The sequence below is a fragment of the Caballeronia sp. INDeC2 genome (genome assembly GCF_023631325.1).
Classification (GTDB): domain Bacteria; phylum Pseudomonadota; class Gammaproteobacteria; order Burkholderiales; family Burkholderiaceae; genus Caballeronia.
On the sequence record NZ_JALQDG010000040.1, the window covers coordinates 197,333 to 221,213 of the forward strand.

General features: G+C 63.0%; 23 protein-coding genes. 15 read left to right on the plus strand and 8 right to left on the minus strand.

Features of this window, described 5'->3' with window-relative positions:
- The first annotated feature begins 113 nt into the window (after nucleotides 1-113).
- Nucleotides 114-308, plus strand: a complete 195-nt coding sequence (locus NCS28_RS25345; RefSeq protein WP_250516524.1) for a hypothetical protein — start codon at nucleotides 114-116, stop codon at nucleotides 306-308.
- A 3-nt stretch (nucleotides 309-311) separates the two neighbouring features.
- On the opposite strand, the gene NCS28_RS25350 is transcribed toward NCS28_RS25345, so the two are convergent.
- Complete coding sequence (locus NCS28_RS25350; RefSeq protein WP_250516525.1) at nucleotides 312-950, minus strand: glutathione S-transferase family protein; 639 nt, start codon at nucleotides 948-950, stop codon at nucleotides 312-314.
- Nucleotides 951-1,137: 187 nt separating this feature from the next.
- Here NCS28_RS25350 and NCS28_RS25355 point away from each other — a divergent pair, with 187 nt between their 5' ends.
- The gene (locus NCS28_RS25355) at nucleotides 1,138-2,055 is read left to right on the plus strand and encodes a LysR family transcriptional regulator (protein WP_250516526.1); all 918 of its coding nucleotides are present in this window, start codon (nucleotides 1,138-1,140) and stop codon (nucleotides 2,053-2,055) included.
- Here NCS28_RS25355 and NCS28_RS25360 read toward each other — a convergent pair.
- Both NCS28_RS25360 and NCS28_RS25365 read right to left on the minus strand, forming a co-directional pair.
- The gene (locus NCS28_RS25360) at nucleotides 2,052-5,276 is read right to left on the minus strand and encodes an efflux RND transporter permease subunit (RefSeq protein WP_250516527.1); all 3,225 of its coding nucleotides are present in this window, start codon (nucleotides 5,274-5,276) and stop codon (nucleotides 2,052-2,054) included. The two genes, NCS28_RS25355 and NCS28_RS25360, sit on opposite strands and share 4 nt — an antisense overlap.
- A 219-nt stretch (nucleotides 5,277-5,495) precedes the next feature.
- Nucleotides 5,496-6,323, minus strand: coding sequence for a MetQ/NlpA family lipoprotein (locus NCS28_RS25365; RefSeq protein ID WP_250516528.1), 828 nt, complete (start codon nucleotides 6,321-6,323; stop codon nucleotides 5,496-5,498).
- Nucleotides 6,324-6,537: 214 nt separating this feature from the next.
- On the opposite strand from NCS28_RS25365, the gene NCS28_RS25370 reads away from it, so the two are divergent.
- From NCS28_RS25370 to NCS28_RS25385, 4 genes are all read left to right on the plus strand, one after another.
- Complete coding sequence (locus tag NCS28_RS25370) at nucleotides 6,538-7,524, plus strand: sulfonate ABC transporter substrate-binding protein (protein WP_250516529.1); 987 nt, start codon at nucleotides 6,538-6,540, stop codon at nucleotides 7,522-7,524.
- Between the two features lie 158 nt (nucleotides 7,525-7,682).
- A complete protein-coding gene (gene ssuD, locus NCS28_RS25375) occupies nucleotides 7,683-8,831 on the plus strand; it encodes an FMNH2-dependent alkanesulfonate monooxygenase (RefSeq protein ID WP_250516530.1) in 1,149 nt (382 codons plus the stop codon).
- Nucleotides 8,828-9,604, plus strand: coding sequence for an aliphatic sulfonate ABC transporter permease SsuC (gene ssuC, locus NCS28_RS25380; protein WP_250516531.1), 777 nt, complete (start codon nucleotides 8,828-8,830; stop codon nucleotides 9,602-9,604). Before ssuD ends, ssuC begins: the two co-directional genes overlap by 4 nt.
- A 2-nt stretch (nucleotides 9,605-9,606) precedes the next feature.
- Entirely contained in the window at nucleotides 9,607-10,404 is a 798-nt protein-coding gene (locus tag NCS28_RS25385) for an ATP-binding cassette domain-containing protein (protein ID WP_250516532.1), read from the plus strand.
- 30 nt (nucleotides 10,405-10,434) lie between these two features.
- On the opposite strand, the gene NCS28_RS25390 is transcribed toward NCS28_RS25385, so the two are convergent.
- The gene (locus NCS28_RS25390) at nucleotides 10,435-10,908 is read right to left on the minus strand and encodes an Lrp/AsnC family transcriptional regulator (RefSeq protein WP_250516533.1); all 474 of its coding nucleotides are present in this window, start codon (nucleotides 10,906-10,908) and stop codon (nucleotides 10,435-10,437) included.
- A 155-nt stretch (nucleotides 10,909-11,063) separates the two neighbouring features.
- Here NCS28_RS25390 and NCS28_RS25395 point away from each other — a divergent pair, with 155 nt between their 5' ends.
- Both NCS28_RS25395 and NCS28_RS25400 read left to right on the plus strand, forming a co-directional pair.
- A complete protein-coding gene (locus NCS28_RS25395) occupies nucleotides 11,064-12,437 on the plus strand; it encodes an amino acid permease (RefSeq protein ID WP_250516534.1) in 1,374 nt (457 codons plus the stop codon).
- Nucleotides 12,438-12,882: 445 nt separating this feature from the next.
- Complete coding sequence (locus NCS28_RS25400) at nucleotides 12,883-14,439, plus strand: class I adenylate-forming enzyme family protein (protein ID WP_250516535.1); 1,557 nt, start codon at nucleotides 12,883-12,885, stop codon at nucleotides 14,437-14,439.
- 86 nt (nucleotides 14,440-14,525) lie between these two features.
- Here NCS28_RS25400 and NCS28_RS25405 read toward each other — a convergent pair whose 3' ends face one another.
- The 4 genes from NCS28_RS25405 to NCS28_RS25420 form a co-directional block, all read right to left on the minus strand.
- The gene (locus tag NCS28_RS25405) at nucleotides 14,526-15,731 is read right to left on the minus strand and encodes a benzoate/H(+) symporter BenE family transporter (protein ID WP_250516536.1); all 1,206 of its coding nucleotides are present in this window, start codon (nucleotides 15,729-15,731) and stop codon (nucleotides 14,526-14,528) included.
- 17 nt (nucleotides 15,732-15,748) lie between these two features.
- Nucleotides 15,749-16,027: a muconolactone Delta-isomerase gene (gene catC, locus NCS28_RS25410; RefSeq protein WP_035505070.1), complete on the minus strand. Its 279-nt coding sequence runs from the start codon at nucleotides 16,025-16,027 to the stop codon at nucleotides 15,749-15,751.
- Nucleotides 16,028-16,054: 27 nt separating this feature from the next.
- Nucleotides 16,055-17,182: a muconate/chloromuconate family cycloisomerase gene (locus NCS28_RS25415; protein WP_250516537.1), complete on the minus strand. Its 1,128-nt coding sequence runs from the start codon at nucleotides 17,180-17,182 to the stop codon at nucleotides 16,055-16,057.
- 105 nt (nucleotides 17,183-17,287) lie between these two features.
- Nucleotides 17,288-18,211 (minus strand): LysR family transcriptional regulator, encoded by a 924-nt coding sequence (locus NCS28_RS25420; RefSeq protein ID WP_250516538.1) that lies wholly within the window; start codon nucleotides 18,209-18,211, stop codon nucleotides 17,288-17,290.
- A gap of 178 nt (nucleotides 18,212-18,389) precedes the next feature.
- Here NCS28_RS25420 and catA point away from each other — a divergent pair, with 178 nt between their 5' ends.
- The 7 genes from catA (at nucleotide 18,390) to NCS28_RS33410 (ending at nucleotide 23,833) form a co-directional block, all read left to right on the plus strand.
- A complete protein-coding gene (gene catA / locus NCS28_RS25425) occupies nucleotides 18,390-19,325 on the plus strand; it encodes a catechol 1,2-dioxygenase (protein WP_250516539.1) in 936 nt (311 codons plus the stop codon).
- A 114-nt stretch (nucleotides 19,326-19,439) separates the two neighbouring features.
- A complete protein-coding gene (locus tag NCS28_RS25430; RefSeq protein WP_250516540.1) occupies nucleotides 19,440-20,798 on the plus strand; it encodes a Rieske 2Fe-2S domain-containing protein in 1,359 nt (452 codons plus the stop codon).
- Complete coding sequence (benB, locus tag NCS28_RS25435) at nucleotides 20,795-21,283, plus strand: benzoate 1,2-dioxygenase small subunit (RefSeq protein ID WP_250516541.1); 489 nt, start codon at nucleotides 20,795-20,797, stop codon at nucleotides 21,281-21,283. Before NCS28_RS25430 ends, benB begins: the two co-directional genes overlap by 4 nt.
- Before the next feature lie 34 nt (nucleotides 21,284-21,317).
- Entirely contained in the window at nucleotides 21,318-22,346 is a 1,029-nt protein-coding gene (benC, locus tag NCS28_RS25440) for a benzoate 1,2-dioxygenase electron transfer component BenC (RefSeq protein WP_250516542.1), read from the plus strand.
- Nucleotides 22,343-23,119 carry a benzoate diol dehydrogenase BenD gene (benD, locus tag NCS28_RS25445; protein ID WP_250516543.1) on the plus strand — a complete coding sequence of 259 codons (777 nt, stop codon included), beginning with the start codon at nucleotides 22,343-22,345 and terminating at the stop codon, nucleotides 23,117-23,119. Before benC ends, benD begins: the two co-directional genes overlap by 4 nt.
- A 28-nt stretch (nucleotides 23,120-23,147) precedes the next feature.
- Nucleotides 23,148-23,555: a RidA family protein gene (locus NCS28_RS25450; protein ID WP_250516544.1), complete on the plus strand. Its 408-nt coding sequence runs from the start codon at nucleotides 23,148-23,150 to the stop codon at nucleotides 23,553-23,555.
- Nucleotides 23,552-23,833, plus strand: coding sequence for a hypothetical protein (locus tag NCS28_RS33410; protein ID WP_350029820.1), 282 nt, complete (start codon nucleotides 23,552-23,554; stop codon nucleotides 23,831-23,833). Before NCS28_RS25450 ends, NCS28_RS33410 begins: the two co-directional genes overlap by 4 nt.
- Nucleotides 23,834-23,881: the final 48 nt, after the last annotated feature.

Genomic DNA, 23,881 nt, shown 5'->3' on the forward strand with positions numbered 1-23,881 from the left:
CGGCCCGAGGTACCCCCGGGTTACGCGTCGCGAAGCGTGCGCTGAAATAATGCGCGACTCGCCTTCAGCCGACGCGAACCTGCATTAGTCAATCGAACGATCGGGAGACAGGTATGCTCAGCGCACACGAATACGCAACGCTCATGCTGGTGAAGGACGCTGCCGATCAGATAGGCGACCGCCACGAACTGGACACGCTTCTCGAACGCCAGCTCGTCGCGATGGAACAACTCGTGAGCGGCGCGCGCCTGCCTCGCATCACGGAAGACGGCGATCTGCTGCTGCGCGCGATGCGCCGTCTTCATTGACATTCACGCCGCCAGTTTTTCTTTATGCGCGGCGACGAGTTCCGCCTCGTCGCGCAGCGCCTTGCGCACCGATGCACGCGCTTCGATCCGCTCGATATACGCCTTCAGGTTCGTCAGATGATCCAGCTTGACGCCTGAGCGTTCGTGCCACATCGTCGCCCAGACATAGGCATCCGCGACGGTGAACTGCTCGCCCGTGAGATACGCGCGGCCATCGGCGAGACGCGCGTCGAGCTTGCCGTACGCCTTCAGCAGCTTGTCGCTGTGAAACGCGATGCCTTCCGGCGTCATCAGCTTGCGCATGAGCGGAATGTGCTTTTGCGCGATCTCCGTTGCGACGAACGTCAGCAATTGATCCATGCGCACGCGTTCGATCGTGCCGTGCTTCGGGATCAGTCCCGACTCCGGATGCCGGTCCGCGAGATACGACGCGATCGTGATCGTCTCCGTCAACGGTTCCGCTTCGCCGTCGAGCTGAAGCGCGGGAACGTAGAGAAGATCGTTCACAACGGCAAAGTCGGAGCGATCGGATGTCGTCTTGCCGAACACATCGAAATGCACGAGTTCGGGCGCAAGCCCCAGCTCGTTGGCGACGGCTTGCACCGCGAGCGAACAAGTAGCTTGAGCGATGAAGAGTTTCATGGTGTGCCTCGTATCGGTGAAGGATTGCCGGGAACGCATCCCGTCGATGTGAAGTATCGCGGGATTGCTCGCGCCGATAAACGCCGCCGCGGGCGTCGCACAGTCGCTCGCGCGGAGACAATCCGCGTCGCGGGCGATGCCCGGCCAACGCTGCTACAGTGCGTTCCATCGACAAAAGGGGCGAGCGATGAGCGAGCGCGTGGATGCACCGATCAACGAAATTGCCGTCTTCGTGGCGGTCGCGCAAACCGGCAGCTTCACGCGCGCCGCGGAGGAAATGGGCAACAGCAAGTCGAATGTCGGCAAGGCGGTGCAGCGGCTCGAAGCCCGGCTCGGCACGCGGCTCTTTCAACGCACGACGCGCGCCGTGCGGCTCACCGAAGATGGCGAAACGTATCTGCAAGCCGCGCGCGATGCGCTCGACGGTCTGCGCGAAGCCGAGCAGCAACTGGCGGCGCGCCGCGCGGAGCCGGCGGGCCGCGTGAAGATCGACGTACCCGCGGGTTTCGGCAGGCTGCTGCTGCCGAGCTTTATCGACTTTCGCGCGCGGCATCCGAAGGTGACGCTGGAGCTTGCCTTGACCGATCGCATGTCCGATCCGATCGGCGAAGGCTGGGATGTCGTCGTGCGCATCGGCGCGCTGCCCGAGGACAGCGAACTGACGGTGCGCAAGCTCTGCGACCTGCGTAGCGGCCTGTACGCGTCGCCGGATTATCTCGACCGTAAAGGCACGCCCGAGGGCATCGATCAACTGGGCGAACACGACGCCGTCATCTTCCGTGGTCCGATGGGGCGGCTGCGCGCCTGGACCTTGCGCGACGGCGCATCGGTGAACGAGTTCGCGCCGCAGCCGGTGCTCGTGCTCGCGGATGGTCAGGCGCTCGTGGAGGCGGCGGTCGCGGGCTTCGGCATCGCGCAGATTTTCGATCGCGTGGCGCTGCCGCATGTGCGCGCGGGCAGGCTCGTGCACGTGCTGCCCGAAGCCGATGTCGACGGACCGCCCGTGCACGCGATCATTTCGCTCGGCCAGAAGATGGCCGCCAAGACACGCGCGGTCGTCAATCATCTGGCCGAGACCTTGCAGCGCGCGGAGTCGTCGCGCTAGTCCTGCAAGGCGGCTTCTTCCACTTTCTCGTCGGCCTGAGCGCGCGTCCTGGGCGAAGCAGCCGGACGCTGGCGGTTGCGCCTGTCGCGCAGCGGCTTCGCGCCCGACAGCTTGCGCAGCATCACGTAGAACACGGGCGTGAGCATCAGGCCGAAGAACGTCACGCCGAGCATGCCGAAGAACACGGCGATGCCCATCGCGCGGCGCATTTCCGAGCCCGCGCCCGTCGACATCACGAGCGGCACGACACCCATGATGAACGCGATCGACGTCATGAGAATCGGACGCAGACGCAGGCGCGATGCCTCGATGGCCGCCTGCACGATCGAGCGGCCCCGCATCTCCAGCTCGCGCGCGAATTCGACGATCAGAATCGCATTCTTCGCCGACAGCCCCACGAGCACCATCAGGCCGATCTGCGTGAAGATGTTGTTGTCGCCCCGCGTGAGCCACACGCCGGCGAGTGCGGACAGAATGCTCATCGGCACGATCAGCAGGATCGCGAGCGGCAGCGTCACGCTTTCGTACATCGCCGCGAGCACGAGGAACACGAGCAGCACGCTGATCGGGAAGACCCAGAACGCTGCATTGCCGGTCAGGATCTGCTGATAAGTAAGATCGGTCCATTCGAAGCGGATGCCGCGCGGGAGCGTCTCCTTCGCGATGCGTTCGACGGCCGCCATCGCCTGACCCGACGAATAGCCGGGCGCCGGACCGCCGTTGATATCGGCGGCGAGAAAGCCGTTGTAGCGCACGACCATCTCGGGGCCATACGTCGGCGTGACCCTCACGAGCGACGACAACGGCACCATCTCGCCGCGCTCGTTGCGCGTCTTCAACTGCAGGATGCTATCGGCGTTCGCGCGGAACGGCGCATCGGCTTGCGCGCGCACCTGATAGACGCGGCCGAACTTGTTGAAGTCGTTCACGTAGAGCGAGCCGAGATAGATCTGCATCGTATCGAAGACATCGGTAACGGAGACGCCGAGCTGCTTCGCCTTCTCGCGGTCCAGCTCCACGTTCAGTTGCGGCACGTTGATCTGGTAACTCGAGAACGCCGGTCCGAGTTCGGGCGCTTTCGCGGCCGCCGCGAGAAAGGCTTGCGTCGCCTCGTTCAACGCTTCGTAGCCGAGCGCGCCGCGATCCTCGATCTGCAGCTTGAATCCGCCGATGGTCCCGAGCCCCTGAACCGGCGGAGGCGGGAACGTGGCGATTGCCGCATCCTTGATTGCGCTGTACTGCGCGTTCAGACCGGCGACGATATCCGCGCCCGTTTCGCCCTTGCCGCGTTCCTTCGATGGCTTCGCGACCGAGAACACGAGACCGCTGCTCGACGAATTCATGAGGCCCGTCACGGAAATCCCCGGAAATTCGGGCGTGTGGATGACGCCCGGCTGCTGGCGCGCCATGCGGCCCATGTCGCTCACGACCTTCTCGGTGCGATCCAGCGATGCGCCCGCGGGCAGTTGCAGGATGCTCACGAAATAATCCTTGTCCTGCGCGGGCACGAAGCCGCCGGGCACGAGCTTGCCGAGCAGCACCGTGCCGCCGAGCAGCACGGCATAGATCCCCGTCATCGCGAGCTTACGATTGATGATGCCGCGCACGCCCGTGCCGTATCGCTCCGAGCCGCGATTGAACGCCTTGTTGAAGAGCCTGAAGAACGGTCCGAGCACGCGATCCATCGCGCGCGTGAGCCAGTCTTTCGGCGCGTGATGATCCTTCAGCAGCAGCGCGGACAGCGCGGGCGAGAGCGTGAGCGAATTGAACGCGGAGATCACCGTCGAGATGGCGATCGTCATCGCGAACTGCTTGTAGAACTGTCCGGTCAGCCCCGACATGAACGCGAGCGGCACGAACACGGCGACGAGCGTCAACGCGATCGCGATGATCGGTCCGCTCACTTCGCGCATCGCTTCGTATGACGCTTCGAGCGGAGACAGCCCGGACGCGATGTTGCGCTCGACGTTCTCCACGACCACGATCGCATCATCGACGACGATACCGATCGCGAGCACCATGCCGAACAGCGACAGCGCGTTGATCGTGAAGCCGAACGCGAGCATCAGCGAGAACGTGCCGACGATCGACACCGGCACTGCGAGCAGCGGAATGAGCGACGCGCGCCATGTCTGCAGAAACACGATCACGACCAGCACGACGAGAATCACCGCTTCGAAGAGCGTATGCACCACGGCGTCGATGCTCTCGCGCACGAACTGCGTCGGGTCGTAGACGATCTCGGCCTTCACGCCTTCGGGCATGTCCTTCTGCAACTCGGCGGTGATCTTGCGGATGTCGTCGGAAATTTGCAGCGAATTCGCGTTGGGCTGCTGGAAGATGATGATCTGCACCGCCTTCTTGCCGTCCATGCTCGCACGCAGCGCATATTCCGACGCGCCCAGCTCGACGCGCGCGACATCGCCGAGATGCGTGACGGCGCCATCGGCCGAGGTCTTCAGGATGATGCGGCGAAACTCGTCCTCCGATTTCAAGCGCCCCTGCGCGTTCACGCTCAGTTGCAGCGGGACGTGCGTCGTCATCGGCGCGCCGCCGACGATGCCCGCTGCAACCTGCACGTTCTGTTCGCGGATCGCTTTCACGACATCGGTCGCCGTCATGTTCTGGCGCGCGATTTTCGTCGGGTCGAGCCACACGCGCATCGAATAATCGCCCGAGCCCCACAGCACGACTTCACCGACGCCGGGCACCTGCGCGAAGCGGTCCTTGATGTTGATGAGCGCGTAGTTGCGCAGATAGGTGAGATCGTAGCGATCGTTCGGCGAGACGAGATTCACGCCCATCGTGAGCGTGGGCGACGACTTCACCGTGGTCACGCCGAGCCGCTGCACGTCTTCGGGAAGACGCGGCAATGCCTGCGACACGCGGTTCTGCACGAGTTGCTGCGCTTTGTCGGGATCGGTGCCGAGCCTGAAGGTGACGGTCGTCGTCATGTTGCCGTCGCTGTTGGCCTGCGACTGCATGTACAGCATGTTCTCGACGCCGTTGATCTGCTCCTCGATCGGCGACGCCACCGTTTCCGCGATCACCTTCGGATTCGCGCCGGGATATTGCGCACGCACGACGACCGAAGGCGGCACGACCTCGGGATACTCCGCCGTCGGCAGCTTCGTGAGCGCGATGAGTCCCGCGAGCAGAATGACCACCGACAGCACGGCCGCGAAAACGGGCCGGTCGATGAAGAACCGTGAAATGTTCATGATGAGTCTCTAGCCTGATCACACAGCGAAGGCCGCTGCATCGAAATATCGCAATGAGCGCGAGTATGTCGGCTGTGCGTGAGCGGATAAACGCTCGTCAGGGAGACGCTTTGGAGAACGGCGCGCGACAATCGGGCTTTCGTGGCGAACCCGTCGCATGTGCGCGCATGCGACGCGGCGGCATTGCGCCGCCGCGTGTGTCATCGGAAATTCAGCGATTCAATGCTGCGGAGCGCCCTCCCACGCGGGCAACGTCGCGCCGTGATACACGCTCAGGATCGACGAAGCGACATTGGCCTGCTGATAGCTGTCGACGAGCGCCTTGACCCACGGCGCTTGCGCATCCTTCGCATTGACCGCGATGAAGTTGCGATACGGATTGTTCGGCACCTGCTCCTGCGCGATGCGCTCCTGCGGAATCTTGATGCCGGCCTTGATCGCCCAGTCGGTGTTGACGACGGCGGCATCGAGATCGCCGATCGCGCGTCCGACGATGCCCGCATCCAGTTCCTTGATCTGCACGTGCTTCGGGTTGCTCGCGATATCGCGCGCGGTCGGCAGGAGACCGACGTTATCCCGCAGCTTGATCACGCCGTTGGCCTGCAACAGCAGGAGCGCGCGGCCCTCGTTGCTCGGATCGTTCGGCACGCCGATGGCCGCGTTCTGCGGCAGCGCATCGACCGATTTCCATTTGCGCGAATACAGACCGATCGGCTGCACATAGGTATAGCCCACGGGCACGATGTCGTAATGACGGGCGGAGATTTGCGCGTCGAGATAAGGCTTGTGCTGGAACGAGTTCGCGTCGAGGTCGTGCTGCGCGAGCGCTTCGTTCGGCTGCGTGTAGTCGGAGAAGGTCGTGACCTTCACCGTGATGCCGTGCTTCGCGGCATTGGCGGCCACGGCGCGCCATACGTCCTCGTCTTCGCCGGACATGATGCCCACGCGCACGGTCTGATTCGCCGCGAGCGACGGCTGCGCGTTCACGACGCCGCACGCGAGCAGGATCGAGAACAGAGTGGCTTTGAATGGATGCTTGATCTTCATGATGCACACGCATGCTGATTGAGGGAAGCGTGATGCTAGAGGCCCGGCGCGTGCGCGACAAATAATATCGGGCGCTATCGATATGCGCGGCGAAGCGCTTTCGCTGCGAGCGATATCGTTATCACGATTTCTCGTTTAGCCGGACACGCGCGCGTTGATAGCATCGTCGGCGTGGGCATCGGTAAAGATGCCTTTTTTCAACGAGGAACCCCGCATGTCCGACCGAAAGAACACGCCCTTCGTCCCCGCGCGCCGCCGCACGCTTTTCACGCTCGCCGCGCTCGGTGCGGGGCTGTCGGGCGGACTCGCGGGGCGCATCGCGCAAGCTGCCGATGCGCCGAAGACCCTGCGCATCGGCTATCAGAAGTACGGCAACTTCGTGGTGCTCAAGGCGCGCGGCTCGCTCGATAAGCGCCTCGCCGCGCAGGGCGTCACCGTGCAATGGCTCGAATTTCCCGCCGGGCCGCAACTGCTCGAAGGGCTCAACGCGGGCGCGGTGGATATCGGCACGGTCGGCGAAACGCCTCCGATCTTCGCGCAGGCTGCGGGCGTCGACTTCGTCTATATCGGGCACGAGCCGCCCGCGCCGCACGCCGAGGCCATCGTCGTGCCGAAGGATTCGAAACTCCAGTCGGTCGCGGAATTACGCGGCAAGAAAGTGGCGCTGAACAAGGGATCGAACGTTCATTATCTGCTCGTCGAGGCGCTCAAAAAATCGAATCTGACCTGGGCCGATATCCAGCCCGTCTATCTCGCGCCCGCCGATGCGCGCGCCGCCTTCGTGCAAGGCAGCATCGACGCATGGGCGATCTGGGACCCGTATCTCGCCGCCGCCGAGAAGCAGGCGAGCGCCCGTCAGCTCACCGACGCGAGCGGGCTCGTGCGCAACGTGCAGTATTACCTCGCGACGCGCAAGATCGCGACCGCGCAGCCGCAACTCGTGCATGTGGTGCTCGAAGAACTGGATCAGGTCGATCGCTGGGCGCGCGAGAACGTGCCCGCCGTGGCTGCGCAACTGTCGCCGCTCGTCGGGCTGGATACGGACATCCTCGAAACCGCGCTCAGGCGCACGTCGTACGGCGTGCAGGCGATCGATCCGGCCACGCTCGCTTATCAGCAGCAGATTGCCGATACCTTCACCGGCCTCAAGCTGATTCCGAAGAAGCTCGACGTGACCGAGGCGCGCTGGAACGTCGCCTGACCGCGTTCCCGGCGTTAGCACGAACACGCATATCCTTCGCGCGAATCGTTGGTTCGGCTGCACCCTACATGTCGTTAGACTCGTCGGAGCGCCGCTGCCACGACGCGCGCGTACGCACTCAATTCAACACACGACGAACAGACGAGGCAGATTCCGCGATGAATGTTTTCTGGTTCATTCCCACTCACGGTGACAGTCGTTATCTCGGCACGTCGCAAGGCGCGCGCGCCGCGAATTACGACTACTTCCGCCAGATCGCGGTGGCCGCCGATACGCTCGGCTACGAAGGCGTGCTCCTGCCCACCGGCCGTTCCTGCGAAGACGCATGGGTGGTTGCGTCGAGCCTCATTCCCGCGACCACGCGCCTCAAGTTTCTCGTCGCGATCCGTCCGGGCCTGAGCTCGCCGGGACTGTCGGCGCGCATGGCATCGACATTCGACCGGCTTTCGAACGGGCGTCTGCTCATCAACGTCGTGACGGGCGGCGATCCGAACGAGCTCGCGGGCGACGGCGTCTTTCACGATCACGACACGCGCTACGAAATCACCGACGAATTCCTCACCATCTGGCGCGGCCTGCTCGAACAGTCGCACGATAACGGCAGCTTCGATTTTGACGGCAAGCATCTGCAATCCCAGGGCGGCAAGGTGCTGTATCCGCCGGTGCAGAAGCAGCATCCGCCGCTGTGGTTCGGCGGCTCGTCGGCGGCGGCGCATGACATCGCGGCGAAGCACATCGATACGTATCTGACATGGGGCGAGCCGCCCGAGGATGTCGAGAAGAAACTGGCCGACATCCGCCGCCGCGCCGCCGACGAAGGCCGCACGATCAAGTTCGGCATTCGCCTGCACGTGATCGTGCGCGAGACCGAGCAGGAAGCATGGGCGGACGCGGACAAGCTCATCAGCAAGCTCGACGACGACACCATTCGCCGCGCGCAGGCGCAGTTCGCGAAGATGGATTCCGAAGGCCAGCGCCGCATGGCCGCGTTGCACGGCGGCAGGCGCGACAAGCTCGAGGTGTATCCGCATCTGTGGGCGGGCGTCGGGCTCGTGCGCGGCGGCGCGGGCACGGCGCTCGTCGGCAATCCGGAGCAGGTGGCGGGCCTCATGAAGCAGTATGCGGAACTCGGCATCGACACGTTCATTTTGTCGGGCTATCCGCATCTGGAAGAGTCGTATCGTTTCGCCGAACTGGTGTTTCCGCTGCTGCCGCGTCAGCAGCGCGAACGAGCGAACGGGCCGTTGTCGGGGCCGTTCGGCGAAGTGATCGGCACCTCGGAGTTGCCGAAGGTATCGGCATCATGAAGCTGAATTCCGTCGCAGGCCGAGCGTTACCCTGGCTCGTGCCGGTGCTGATCCTGATCGCATGGGAAAGCGCCGCGCGCACGGGCGGGCTGTCATCGCGCGTGCTGCCCGAACCGCTTGCAGTGGTGAAGGCGGCGTGGTCGCTGATCGAGTCCGGCGATCTGTGGGCCAACGTCAAGGTCAGCGCGGGCCGCGCGCTCGCGGGCTTCGCGATGGGCGGCGGCATCGGCTTCGTGCTCGGCCTGGCGACGGGCCTCTTCAAGCCCGCCGAAGTCGCGCTCGATTCGACCGTGCAGATGATCCGCAACATCCCCGCGCTCGCGATGATTCCGCTCCTGATCCTGTGGTTCGGCATCGGCGAGGAAGCGAAACTCGTGCTGGTCGCGCTGGGCGTGTTTTTCCCGGTCTACGTGAACACGTATCACGGCATTCGCTCGGTCGATCGCGATCTGATCGAGATGGCGAAGAGCTACGGATTGTCCGGCTTCGCGCTGTATCGGCATGTGATCTTGCCGGGCGCGTTGCCGTCGATTCTCGTCGGCGTGCGCTTCGCATTCGGCCTGATGTGGGTGATGCTGATCGTCGCCGAAACGATCTCCGCGCAATCGGGCATCGGCTACATGACGATGAACGCCCGCGAATTCCTGCAAACCGATATCGTGGTGGTCGGCATTCTGCTCTATGCGCTGCTCGGCAAACTCGCCGACATGGCCGCGCGCGCGATCGAACGCGCGACGCTGCGCTGGCATCCGGCCTATCAAACGAAGGCGTAATCATGAATCTGATCGATGTCGACACGCTGGCGCCCGCGTTCAGGCGCGTCGAAACGCAAACGCATGCGCGCGCGCCGATCGCGGGGCGCGATCTCGCCGTCTCGCTGCGCGGCGTGGAGAAGCGCTTCGGCGAGCGCAAGGTGCTGGATCAACTGGATTTCTCGATAGAGCGCGGCAGCTTCGTATCGATCGTCGGACGAAGCGGCTGCGGCAAGTCCACCTTGCTGCGGCTCATCGCCGGTCTGGATCAGGCGACGGCCGGCGTCGTGCAGCGCAACGCGCCGGCGAAGGCAAGCGAGTTGCAAGTGCGCATCATGTTCCAGGACGCGCGTCTCTTGCCGTGGAAAAGCGTGCTCGACAACGTAATGATCGGCTTGCCGCGCGGCAAGCGCGACGACGCCCGCGCGACGCTCGCCGAAGTGGGCCTCGCCGAGCGCGAGAAAGACTGGCCGTCGCGACTGTCGGGCGGGCAGCGTCAGCGTGTGGCGCTCGCGCGTGCGCTGGTGCATCGGCCCGATCTGTTGTTGCTCGATGAACCACTGGGCGCGCTCGATGCGTTGACGCGCATCGAGATGCATGGGCTCATCGAGCGGCTGTGGCGCGAGCACAAGTTCACTGCGCTGCTCGTCACGCACGACGTGCAGGAAGCGGTGTCGCTCGGCGATCGCATCGTGCTGATCGATGCGGGGCGCATCACGCTCGATACCGCCGTGCCGTTGCAAAGGCCGCGCACGCGCACCGCGCCGGGCTTCGCGGAACTCGAAGAGCAAGTGCTTTCGCGTGTGCTTCAACGTAGCTGACTGTGCGGTGCGCGCTATGCGCGAGCCGCGCTATGCGTCGAGCGGCACCGCGCTCACGCACTTCAATTCGTCGAGACATACGCTCGACTTCACGCCGCTCACGCCGGGAATGCGCATCAGCGTATCGAGCAGAAACGCCGACAGTCCCTTCAGATCCCGCGCGACCACCTTCAGCATGTAATCTATATCGCCTGTCACGGCGAAACATTCCTGTATCTCCGCGAGCTTGCCCACGACGCTCTTGAACTTCGCCAGGTCGCGCACGTGGCCGCGTTCCATCGTCACCTGAATGAAGGCCACGACGCCGAAGCCGAGCGCTTGCGCATCGAGCCGCGTCTCGTAGCCCTTGATCACGCCCATCTCCTCGAGCCTTCGATGACGCCGCAGCGTTTGCGCGGGCGACAGATTGATCGCTTCCGCCAGCTCCAGATTGGAGATGCGTCCGCGCGACTGCATAATGCCGAGCAAACGCATGTCGATACGATCGATCTCGATAGTCTGCAATTTTCTTTCTCCAATGACCCCGGCAATGAAATTAGAAAGCGGAAACTAGCGTTTATCTGCGCATCGTAGGAAATCATATTGCGCCTCAACAAATTTACACTGATTCCCCTAAATCGAGCGGGGACGTCCACCGCAACATAGAAGGAGAGAGAAACGTGGCACATGAGGGACACAGCACGCTCAAGCGCGGCCTGAAGAACCGTCACATTCAGCTGATCGCGCTCGGCGGCGCGATCGGGACGGGCCTCTTTCTCGGCATTGCGCAGACGATCAAATCGGCGGGGCCGTCGGTGTTGCTCGGCTATGCGATCGCAGGCATCGTCGCATTCTTCATCATGCGTCAGTTGGGCGAGATGGTCGTCGACGAGCCGGTCGCAGGTTCGTTCAGCCACTTCGCGGACAAGTATTGCGGGCGATACGCGGGCTTTCTATCGGGCTGGAATTACTGGGTGCTCTACATACTCGTGTCGATGGCCGAGCTGTCGGCGGTCGGCATCTACGTGCAGTACTGGTGGCCCGGCATTCCGACGTGGGTCTCCGCGCTCGTGTGCTTCTGCGTGATCAACGCGATCAACCTCACGAGCGTGAAGTCGTATGGCGAGCTGGAGTTCTGGTTCGCGATCGTGAAGGTGGTCGCGATCGTCGGCATGATCGGCTTCGGCGGCTGGCTGCTGTTCTCGGGCAGCGCCGGACCGGAAGCGAGCATCACGAACCTGTGGCGACATGGCGGCTTCTTCCCGAACGGCGTCTCGGGACTCGTGATGGCGATGGCCGTCATCATGTTCTCGTTCGGCGGATTGGAGCTCGTCGGCATCACGGCGGCCGAAGCGGATGATCCGTCGCACACGATTCCGCGCGCGACCAATCAGGTGATCTATCGCATTCTGATTTTCTACGTGGGCGCGCTCGGCGTGCTGCTTTCGCTGTATCCGTGGCAGAAGGTGGTGACCGGCGGCAGCCCGTTCGTGTTGATCTTCCACGCGATGAACAGCAACTTCGTCGCGCACGTGCTCAATGCGGTGGTGCTCACGGCGGCGCTTTCCGTCTATAACAGCGGCGTCTACTGCAACAGCCGCATGCTCTACGGTCTCGCGCAGCAAGGCAACGCGCCGCGCGCGCTGCTCAAGGTCAACAAGCGCGGCATTCCGCTGATCGCGCTCGGCGTGTCCGCGATCGCAACGGCCGCGTGCGTGCTTATCAACTATTTGATGCCGGGAAAGGCGTTCGAGTTGCTGATGGGACTGGTCGTCTCGGCGCTCATCATCAACTGGGCGATGATCAGTCTCATCCATCTGCAATTCCGTCGCGCGAAGGCACGTGCGGGTGAGACGACCGTGTTCAAGAGCCTTGGCTATCCGCTCACCAACTATCTGTGCCTTGCGTTCCTCGGCGGGATTCTCGTGGTGATGTGCATGATTCCGGAGTTGCGGATTTCGGTGTATCTGATTCCGGTTTGGCTCGTCGTGCTGGGCGTGGGGTATGCCGTTCGCAACCGGCGGCGTGCGAGTGGGGCGTTGTCGGGGGTATGAGGGGGCGTTAGCGTTCTTCCAAGTGCATGCAGTGCCCGCAAGCGGCGTGATGCCGCGAGCGGTCGCCGTCGGGTTTAGCTTAGTCGAATACGGACTGGGCTTGCATCGGAAAGGAATGGAGACGCATCGCTTGGGTTTTTGCGGGTGACGGCGTGCCTTCTGCTATGGAGATTTCATCTCCGTTAAGCCCGAAGCGCCAATTCATTTCATGGTGGCTACGCTGGCAGCGCATTGGGTGAACTGTCCGGCGCCGAATTGGTTCGCAGAGTTGAATCGGTAACGGTGGCGACGAGGCAGCGTTTTGAATCGTCGCGCATATGGCACGCGGACTTCGGGGCGACGCATGCGCGATCTGCCTGCGAACAGACCTGGCCCTCGCCCCTCATTCTCACCTCATTCTGCGCCAGCACACTGCATCCATCGCTCATGGAGGAGGGATGCAGTCATGGAAACCTTTGAAAAAGCGGCCTTTCGGTCCTACGTCGATGTCGTGCTCGATCAGCTCGATGCTCACGCCGATCGCGCGGTGCTGCGCTATCTCGACGAGGACGTGACGGGCGGCGCGTTGCGCGCGTCGATCTATCGCTATGCGCGGGCGCTCGCGTCGCTCGGCATCTCGCGCGGTGCGTTCGTCGCGATGTTCGCGCCGAATTGCCCCGATGCGCTCGCCATCCGTTACGCGACGAATCTGCTCGGCGCGGCAACCATGTTCCTGCCCGCGATCGAATCGGCCGAGCAGCGCGCCGCATTCGTGACCCGCATGCAGCCGACACTACTCGTCGCCTTCGCGGAAACGAAACACCTGGTGCCGGAGCGCGGCAGCGCGCGTCTCGCTTATGTCGGCACGGGCCCGGCGCGCTTGCGCCTGGATACGCGCGCGCGTGTGCAGCACGATCTGCCCGTGCAGAGCCGCGCGCGGCGCGATGATCTCGCGGTGGTCGTCTCATCGGGCGGCTCGACCGGCGCGCCAAAAGCGAGCCGCCGCAGCTTCGCGGCCTATTCAACCATGGTGAGCGCGCCGAGCCCCGAAGACCGCCGGCAGCTTATCAACGGCGCGCTGGCCTATCTGTCGCAAGTGCTCGTCGACACTACCTTGGTGGGCGGCGGCACCGTGGTGCTGAAGCCGTCCTACGATCCCGCCGACACGCTCGCGACAATCGAGGCCGAACGCATCACCGATGTGCTGCTCGTCGAGCCGCAGCTCTTCGAAACGATGGATCACCCGGACGTCGATCGGCGCAATCTGTCGTCGCTGCGCACGATCGCGCACATCGGCGGATCGGCGCCCGCGATTCTGCGGCGGCGCGCGGTCGCGCGGCTCGGTCCCGTGCTCACGCACATGTACGGCGCGAGCGAGGCGGGGCTCGTGAGCATGCTGACGCCATCGGATTATCTGGCCGATCCTCGCTTGCTGGATGGCGCGGGCCGCATCCGGCCGGGCGTCGATGTACGCCTGCGCCGCGCCGATGGAAGCTTCGCCCGCGAGGGACAACACGGCGCGATCGAAGTGCGATCGAGGGCGGTGGCGCAGGGCTATCACCGGCAGCCGATCGAAGCGGCGCAGAAGTTTCGCGATGGTTGGTGCCTGACGGGCGATATCGGCTTTATCGACGAAAACGTTCATTTGCATGTGCTCGGACGCGCCGCCGATGTCGCCGAGATCGATGGCGTGGTTATCGGTCCGGCGCGGATCGAAACGCCGTTGTGCGCATTGCCCGATGTTCGCTATGCGCGCGCGGTGGCATCGGCGGATGTTGCGCGCGGATTTCTGTGGGATGTCGTCGTCGTGCCGTGGGCGGGCAGGCGCATCGATATCGGGCGGTGTTTGCGTGCGCTTGAGTCGGCGTGTGGCGAGCGCGTGGCGGAGGCCGTGAGGGTGGCCGTCGTGCAACGCGTGCCGCTTACGGAGCAGGGGAAGGCGAATCGGGCGGCGATCGGGCGGGTGTGTGGGGATGGGGTGAATCGGCGTGTGGGGAAGGAAGACTTTGCATGCAGCGCGTAGCTTTGAGCATGTCAGGCACGTTGGTTAAACATTCGCTTCGGGCGAAAGCCTGAAGCGGTCAGCAAGTTTCGTCAAACAACCACGCTCTAGCCCTTGCGTCTTGCGCTCCCAAGAACCAAATGCGCGACCGTCCCAAACACGATCCCCCAAAACGCCGACCCCAACCCGAGAAAACTCATATTAGAAGCCGTAGCAATAAACGTAATGAACGATGCTTCACGATGCGCCTCATCCTGCACCAACCCGACGACATTGGCCACGATCGCACCGAGCAACGCCAGCCCGGCGAGCACGGCAACAAACGCATTAGGCAGCGCGGCGAACAGCATCACGACCGTTCCGGCGAAGCATCCGCCCGCGAGATAGAAGACGCCATTCGCGATCCCGGCGACATAGCGGCGCGCCGGGTCGCGATGCGCATCGGGTCCGGTGCACAGCGCCGCGGTGATCGCCGCGATGACGATCGTGATGCCGCCCGAGAACGCGACCAGCATCGATGCAACGCTCGTCGTCATGAGGACCGGCCGCGTCGGCGTGTGATAACCGGACGCTCGCAAGATCGCGAAGCCGGGCAGGAACTGACCCGTCAAACTGACGATGACGAGCGGCACCGCGAGACTCACGATCGACTGCCAGGTCCACGTCGGCATCGTGAACACGGGGCGCGTGAGATGAAAGCTCACCGACGAGAAATTCGTCAGCCCGAGTCCCACGGCAAGCGCGACACCCGACGCCAGAACCAGAATGAGGCAATAGCGCGGCGCCCATCGGCGGAAAACGAGGAAGCTCGCCAGCATGCCGAGCGCGAGCCACGGCGTGACGGCAACCGACTTGAACACGCTGGTGCCGAACTGGAACAGAATGCCCGCCATCATCGCGCAGGCAATGCCCTTCGGTATGCGCTCCACGATCCGGTCGAACCATCGCGACACGCCCAGCACGAAGATGCACGCCCCCGCGACGATATACGCGCCGATCGCCTCGCTTACCGGCATGCCGGGAAACAGCGTGACCAGCAGTGCCGCGCCGGGCGCGGACCACGCCGTGATGATCGGCTGCTTCAGCCACCAGCTCAATGTGATGCCCGAGACGGCCGCACCCATCGAAATGGACCAGACCCACGACGCGACCACGTCGTTGCCGACATGCGCCGCGTGCGCGGCCTGAAAGAAGATCGCGAGCGGCCCGGCATACGAGATGATGACGGCAAGCAGACCGGCGCTCACCGCCGCCACGGTCCCGCTTCCCTTCGTTGCAGCCGACATCAAACCGGGTTCCGTGTCGCGCTTCATGCGTTCCTTTCGCCGTTTCAGCGGATGGACGAAGGATGACGCGCGAGCGCAGTCACCTTCATCGTCATATAGGGAAACAAGGGCAGGCCCGAAAGGATGGTGTGCAGTTCATCGTGCGAATCCACATCGAACACGCTGTAGTTCGCATACTCGCCGACCACGCGATGAAGCTGCTGCCATTTGCCTTGCCGTTGCAGTTCCTGAGAGTATTCTTTCTCGCGCGCCTTGATTTCATCGGCCTTCGCGGCGGGCATGTCGTGCGGCAAGTGTACGTCCATTCTTACGAGATAAAGCATGTCGTCCTCGATCGGGTGTCGATTGTATTAGGCGCGCTTGTCGCGACGATAGAACGCGAGCTTCTCTTCATCGATCTGAAGACCGAGGCCCGGTCCTTCCGGCATGTGCAGATCGAAGTCGCGATACTGCGGGCGCGCCGTGACGATGTCGTCCTTCAACAGCAGCGGCCCGAACAATTCGGTGCCCCATGCGAGCTGCGGCAACGCGCTGAAGCCGTGCGCCGATGCAATCGAGCCGATGCTGCCTTCGAGCATGGTGCCGCCATAGAGCGACACGCCCGCCGCATCGGCGATGGCGGCCGTGCGCATCATCCCGTAGATGCCGCCGGACTTCGCAATCTTCAGCGCGAACACGTCGGCGCATGCATGGCGCACGAGTTCGAGCGCGTCTTCCGGTCCCGTCACGGCTTCGTCGGCCATGATCGGCACGATGAAGCGCGCCGCGAGCCTTGCAAGCGCGCCGCGCTGCTCGCGTGGCGTCGGCTGCTCGATCAGGTCGATGCCCGCCGCTTCCAGCGCTTCGATGCCGAGCGCGGCATCGGTTTCGTTCCAGGCCTGGTTCACATCGACCGTGACTTTGGCGCGGCTGCCGAGCGCGGCCTTGATCTTCGCCACATGCGCGACGTCGTCGCGAACGCTGCGCCGGCCGATCTTCAGCTTGAACGTGTTGTGACGGCGTTCGGCCAGCAGCATTTCGGCTTCGTCGATATCGCGCTGGGTATCGCCGCTCGCGAGCGTCCAGAGCACGGGCAGCGTCTTGCGGACCGCGCCGCCGAGCAGCTCGGACACCGGCACGCCCAGGCGCTTGCCTTGCGCGTCGAGCAGCGCGGTCTCGATCGCGGACTTGGCGAAGCGGTTGCCGCGCGCGATCTTGTTCAGCCGGAGCATCGCGCCGTTGATGTTGCTCGCATCCTGTCCGACGAGCGCGGGCGCAAGGTACGTATCGATGGTCAGCTTGATGCCCTCGGGACTTTCATCGCCGTAAGACAAGCCGCCGATCGTCGTGGCTTCGCCAAGGCCCTCGATGCCGTCGCTCGTGCGCAGACGGACGATGACGAGGGTTTGTTGCTGCATCGTCGCCATTGCGAGTTGATGCGCGCGAATGGTCGGGAGGTCAACCAGAATCGCTTCGACGGAGGTTATTTGGGCGTTCATACCTGAAATGTCGGAATGGAAGGGTTGATGAAGTATTGCGCGCCCGTTTGCCGCGTGTCCAACACCGTTGACGTCTAGTGCCATACCCCCCAGGTATGACGCGCGTCACCGCCCCCGATCCGTGCGCGGCGTATAGACGATCCGTTCTTCCTCGTACAGCCGGTAGATGAGTTCGAGCATTTCCTTGATGTCGCGCGACTCGTCGAGCGCGCGCATGCTCATGATGATGGGCGACACGAGCGTCGGATCGTCCAGTTCCTTGTAGCTCACGTCGTCGCGTTTCAGGCCGTAGACGCTGCTCGGCACGACCGAAATGCCTTCGCCCGCCGCGACGAGACCCAGCGCGATCTGCAACTCGCGCACTTCATAGATCTTGCGGGGCGCGAGCGCGCGGTCCTGGAAGGCCGAGAGCACCTGATCCGCATAACTCGGGCGCGGCGCCTTCGGGAAGATGATCAGCGTCTCGTTGATGAGGTCGCGCAGCGAGAGCACGGGCTTCGCGAGCGAGAGCGGATGACCGACCGGCAGTGCGACGATCATCTGCTCCTCGCGCAGAATCACGCGGCGGATGTTCGCATCCTCATGACGAATGCGGCCGAAACCGACATCGATGCGGCCGTCCTTGAGCGCGCGGATCTGGTCCATCGTCGACATTTCGTGGAGACTCAGTTCGACGGTGGCGTTCTCGTCGCGAAAGCGCCGGATGATCTTCGGCAGCATGCCGTACAAGGTCGAGCCGACGAAACCCACCGACAGACTGCGTTCGATATTGCCGACGCGCCGCGTCATCGATTCGAGTTCGGCGGTCTGCGCGAGCAGTTGCACCGCATGCGAATAGAAAAATTTGCCCGTCTCGGTGAGCTTGAGCGGGCGCGAATTGCGCTCGAATAACTGCACGCCGAGCGTCTCTTCGAGCTGCTGTATCTGACGGCTCAAAGGCGGCTGGGCGATATGCAGTCGCTGCGCGGCGCGCGTGAAATTGCGTTCTTCCGCCACCGCTACGAAATAGCGCAGGTGCCGCAGTTCCATCTCTATACCTCCTGGATATGGCCCAATACTAAATCAGTGTTGGACTGGCCTTCTTTGCGTCCATTATCCTGCCTTCACGCTCTGTTTCAACACCCGACCATACCTTCCGAGCATATTCATACCGGTGCTGAAGCAAGGGTTAACCCCCACCAAAAAATTGCGAGATTCAGGAGCAGACATGAGCATCAAAGTGTTCGATACGAAGGAAGTGCAGGACTTGCTGAAGGCGGCCGCCAACCTCGGAAGTCAGGACGGCAGCGTTCGCGCCAAGGAGATCACGCATCGCCTGTTGAGCGACTTGTTCAAGGCGATCGACGACCTCGACATGACGCCCGATGAAATCTGGGCCGGCGTCACTTACTTCAACAAGCTGGGCCAGGACGGCGAAGCTGCGCTGCTTGCCGCTGGTCTCGGTCTGGAAAAGTATCTCGACATCCGCATGGATGCCGAGGACCGCGAGGCCGATATCCACGGCGGCACGCCGCGCACCATCGAAGGCCCGCTGTACGTTGCCGGTGCGCCGGTGCGCGACGGCGTGTCGAAGATCGATCTCGATCCCGATGAAGACGCAGGCCCGCTCGTCATTCGCGGCACGGTCACGGGCGCGGACGGCAAGCCCGTCGCGAATGCGGTGGTCGAATGCTGGCATGCCAACTCGAAGGGCTTCTATTCGCACTTCGACCCGACCGGCGCGCAGAGCGACTTCAATCTGCGCGGCGCAGTGAAGACGGGCGCCGACGGCACATACGAATTCCGCACGTTGATGCCCGTGGGCTACGGCTGCCCGCCGCACGGCGCGACGCAGCAGTTGCTCAACACGCTTGCGCGTCATGGCAATCGTCCGGCGCACGTGCACTTCTTCGCGACCAGCGAGAACCATCGCAAGCTGACGACGCAGATCAATATCGAAGGCGATCCGCTCATCTGGGACGACTTCGCTTACGCGACCCGCGAAGAGCTCGTGCCGCCTGTCGTCGAAAAGACGGGCGGCACGGCGCTCGGCCTCAAGTCCGACGCGTACAAGGAAATCACGTTCGACATCCAGTTGACGCCGCTCCTGCAAGGCAAGGACAACCAGGTCGTTCATCGTCCGCGCGTATCCGTCGCTGCGTAGTCACGCGACACGCGCCTGCGGCGGCGACAGATCTGTCGCCGCTCGAATCTCCGCACGAATCTTTCGACACCGATGCAAGCGCTCCATGACCGGAGCCGCATAGGGAGAACACACATGTCCGTTATCACCGACAAAGCCAGCCAGCTCGACGAACTGCTGCAAACAGCCGTTCAGGACGACAAGGAAAGCGGCGTATTCCGCTGCCGCCGCGATATCTTCACCAACGCCGATCTCTACGAACTCGAGATGAAGCATATCTTCGAGAGCAACTGGGTTTATCTCGCGCACGAAAGCCAGATCCCCAACAACAACGATTACTACACGACGTGGATCGGCCGCCAGCCGGTGGTCGTCACGCGCGACAAGACCGGCGAACTGCACGCGGTCATCAACGCCTGTGCCCACAAGGGCGCGATGCTGTGCCGTCGCAAGCATGGCAACAAAGGCAGCTTCACGTGCCCGTTTCACGGCTGGACCTTCGCGAACACCGGCAAGCTGCTGAAGGTCAAGGACGAGAAGACCACCGAATATCCGATTCAATTCAATACGCACGGCTCGCACGATTTGCGAAAAGTGCCGCGTTTCCAGAGCTATCGCGGTTTCCTGTTCGGCAGCCTCAATGCGGATTCGATGCCGCTCGAAGAGTATCTCGGCGAGACGAAGATCATCATCGATCAGATCGTCGATCAGGCGCCGAACGGACTCGAAGTATTGCGCGGCAATTCCTCGTATATCTACGACGGCAACTGGAAGATGCAGATGGAAAACGGTTGCGACGGCTATCACGTCAGCACCGTGCACTGGAACTATGCCGCGACGATGGGCCGACGCAAGGTCGAAGGCACGAAAGCGGTCGATGCCAACAGCTGGAGCAAGTCGGTCGCGGGCGTGTATGGCTTCGAGCATGGCCACATCCTCTTGTGGACCCGGACGATGAATCCCGAAGTGCGGCCCGTATATCAGCATCGCGAGGAAATCAAGGCGCGCGTCGGCGAGGTGCAGGCGGATTACATCGTCAATCAGACGCGCAATCTGTGCCTCTATCCGAACGTGTTCCTGATGGATCAGTTCAGCACGCAGATTCGCGTGGTGCGCCCGCTCGGTGTCGACAAGACCGAAGTCAGCATCTTCTGCTTCGCGCCGAAGGGCGAGAGCGCCGAGGACCGCGCGACGCGCATTCGCCAATACGAAGACTTCTTCAACGTCTCGGGCATGGGCACGAGCGACGACCTCGAAGAGTTCCGTGCGTGCCAGTCGGGTTATGCGGGCATCACGGCGATGTGGAACGACCTGTCGCGCGGCGCGCCGCTGTGGGTTCACGGTCCCGATGAGAACGCGAAGAAGATGGGTCTCGATCCGCTTATCTCGGGCGAACGCAGCGAGGACGAAGGCCTCTTCGTCGCGCAGCACGAATACTGGGTCAATGTGATGCGGGACGCCCTGAAGAAGGAACAAGGGGAGGCACTGGCATGAGCTTCGATTACCACAAAATCTGCGCGACGCTGTATCGCGAAGCGCGCCTGCTCGATGACCGTCAGTGGGACGAGTGGCTCGGCTGCTATGCGGAAGACGTCACCTACTGGATGCCCGCATGGGACGACGATGACAAGCTCACCGACGATCACGAAAGCCAGATCTCGTTGATGTTCTACCCGGATCGCGGCGGCCTCGAAGATCGTGTGTTCCGCATCAAGACCGAGCGCAGCGGCGCATCGATGCCCGAGCCGCGCACGAGCCACAACGTCACCAATGTGGAAGTGCTGGCCGAACGCGAGAACGAAGTGGATGTGCGCTACAACTTCGACACGCTCAATCATCGCTACAAGATCACCGATCATTTTTTCGGCACGATCTTCGTGACGCTGCGAAAGGTCGACGACATTCTGGTGATCGCGCACAAGAAGATTGTGTTGAAGAACGACTATATCCGTCAGGTCCTCGACGTCTACCACGTCTGATGCCCCGGTGATGAGACAGGAAGTAGGAGGCAACATGTCCAGCTACAACATTGCACTGAATTTCGAAGATGGCGTCACGCGTTTCGTCGAATGCAAGGCGGGCGAGAAGGTCCTCGACGCCGCATTTCGCGCCAAGATCAACCTGCCGATGGATTGCTCCGACGGCGTATGCGGCACCTGCAAATGCCGCGCCGAAAGCGGCAGTTACGATCTCGGCGACGAGTACATCGAAGACGCGCTTTCCGACGACGAGAAGGAAACCGGTCTCGTGCTCACGTGCCAGATGGTGCCGTCGAGCGATTGCGTGATCGCGGTTCCGGCTTCGTCCACCGCGTGCAAGACCGCGCAAAGCAAATTCGCCGCGACGGTCACGAAGATCGAGCCGCACAACGATGCCGCCGTCGTGCTCGAACTTGACGTGGATGCCGCCACGCCCGCGCCGGTTTTCTTGCCGGGCCAGTACGTGAACATCGACGTGCCGGGCAGCGGCCAGCATCGTTCGTATTCGTTCTCGTCCGCGCCGGGTCAGACGAAAATCAGCTTTCTCATCAAGAAGATTCCGGGCGGCGTGATGAGCACGTGGCTCGAAACCGCGCAGGCGGGCAGCTCGGTGGAATTGACCGGACCGCTCGGCAGCTTCTATCTGCGCGCCGTGGAGCGGCCGTTGCTGTTCCTCGCGGGCGGCACGGGCCTCGCGCCGTTCCTGTCGATGCTCGAAGTGCTCGCGCGCGCCAGCTCGCAACAGAAGATTCACCTGATTTACGGCGTGACGCGCGACCTCGATCTGGTGCAGGTCGAAGCGATCGAGGCCTACACGGCGAAGCTGCCGAACTTCACGTTCAGCACCGTCGTCGCCGATGCGGAGTCGAATCATCCGCGCAAGGGCTGGGTGACGCAGCACATGCCCGCAGAATCGCTGAATGAAGGCGATGTCGATGTGTACCTGTGCGGCCCGCCGCCGATGGTCGATGCCGTGCGAAAGCACTTCGACGACAACGGCGTGAAGCCCAACAGCTTCCACTACGAGAAATTCACTCCCAACGCCGCGCCGGTGACCGCATGAGCACACAACGATTTGCAGGCAAGGTGATGATCGTCACCGGCGCGGCGCAGGGCATCGGACGCGGTGTGGCGCTGCGTGCGGCCGCCGAGGGCGCGAAGGTGCTGTTCGTCGATCGCGCGGACTTCGTATCCGAAGTGGCCGCCGAAGCGCAAGGCGCGGATACGGCGGGCTTCGTCGCCGATCTCGAGACGTATGACGGCGCGGCATCGGCGATGGCGTTCGCGGCGCGCACGTTCGGCGGCATCGATATTCTCGTGAACGGCGTCGGCGGCGCGATCCGCATGCGTCCGTACGCGGAGTTCCAGCCTGCGCAGATCGACGCTGAAATTCGACGCTCGCTCATGCCTACGCTCTACGCGTGCCATGCCGTGTTGCCGCATTTGCTCGAACGCGGCGGTGGAACCATCGTGAATGTGTCTTCGAACGCCACGCGCGGCATTCGACGCGTGCCGTATTCGGCCGCGAAGGGCGGCGTCAACGCGATGACGCAAGCATTGGCGATGGAATACGGCGAGCGCAATATCCGCGTGGTCGCCGCTGCACCCGGTGGAACCGAAGCGCCCGCCCGACGCGTCCCGCGCAACGCGAGCGGCGATAGCGAGCAGGAAAAAATCTGGATGGGCGAAACGGTGAAGCAGGTGACCGAATCGACCTTCTTCAAGCGCTACGGCACCCTCGACGAACAGGTCGCCCCGATTCTGTTCCTCGCTTCGGACGAAGCAAGCTATATCACGGGCGCGGTGCTGCCGGTTGCTGGCGGCGATAACGGTTGATAACGGTCGGGTGCAGGAGACGCATGCCATGAGTGAACGCAAAGCTATCGTTCCCAAAGGAATGGAAGCAGTGTACGAGAAGATTCGCTACGCGCCCGCCGTCAAGGCGGGCAACACGATTTACGTGTCCGGGCAGATCGGTCGCGATGCGGCCATGCAACTCGTCGAAGACCGCGAAGCGCAGATCGTGCAGGCATTCGAGAATCTGAAGCAGGTGCTGGAAGCGGCGGGCGCTTCATTGAGCGATGTCGTCGACGTGACCACCTTTCACACCGACATGCGCGATCTGCCCTTGTTCATGCAGGTGCGCGAGCGCTACCTCAACACGCATCCGCTGCCGGCGTGGACGGCCATCGGCGCGCACATGCTTGGCGGCGCGGCGGGTTATATCGTCGAAATCAAGGCGGTCGCGGTGTTGGCCGAAGCAGGGAAATGAACGTGTGCGGCAAGGCAAAACGCGACGTCGTTTCGGTGCTGCCGCATCGCGCGGACGATATGGCGCGTCTCGCGGTTCTGCTTGCGGACGGTGAGCCCATTGTCACGGTCATCGGCAAGTTCAACGCGGGCAAGAGCTCGCTGTGCAATCTGCTTGCCGACCGATTCGCCGCGCACGGCAAGACGGTGGAGTACTTCTATCTCGATGCGGGCCGCATCGTCGAAACGCGAGAGCGCTTCAAGGCGAGCAGCAAGCCGATGTCAGGACGCGCGCGATAGCAAAGCTGATGTCGATGAACGCGGCCGCGGATCTTATGAAGACGCCGT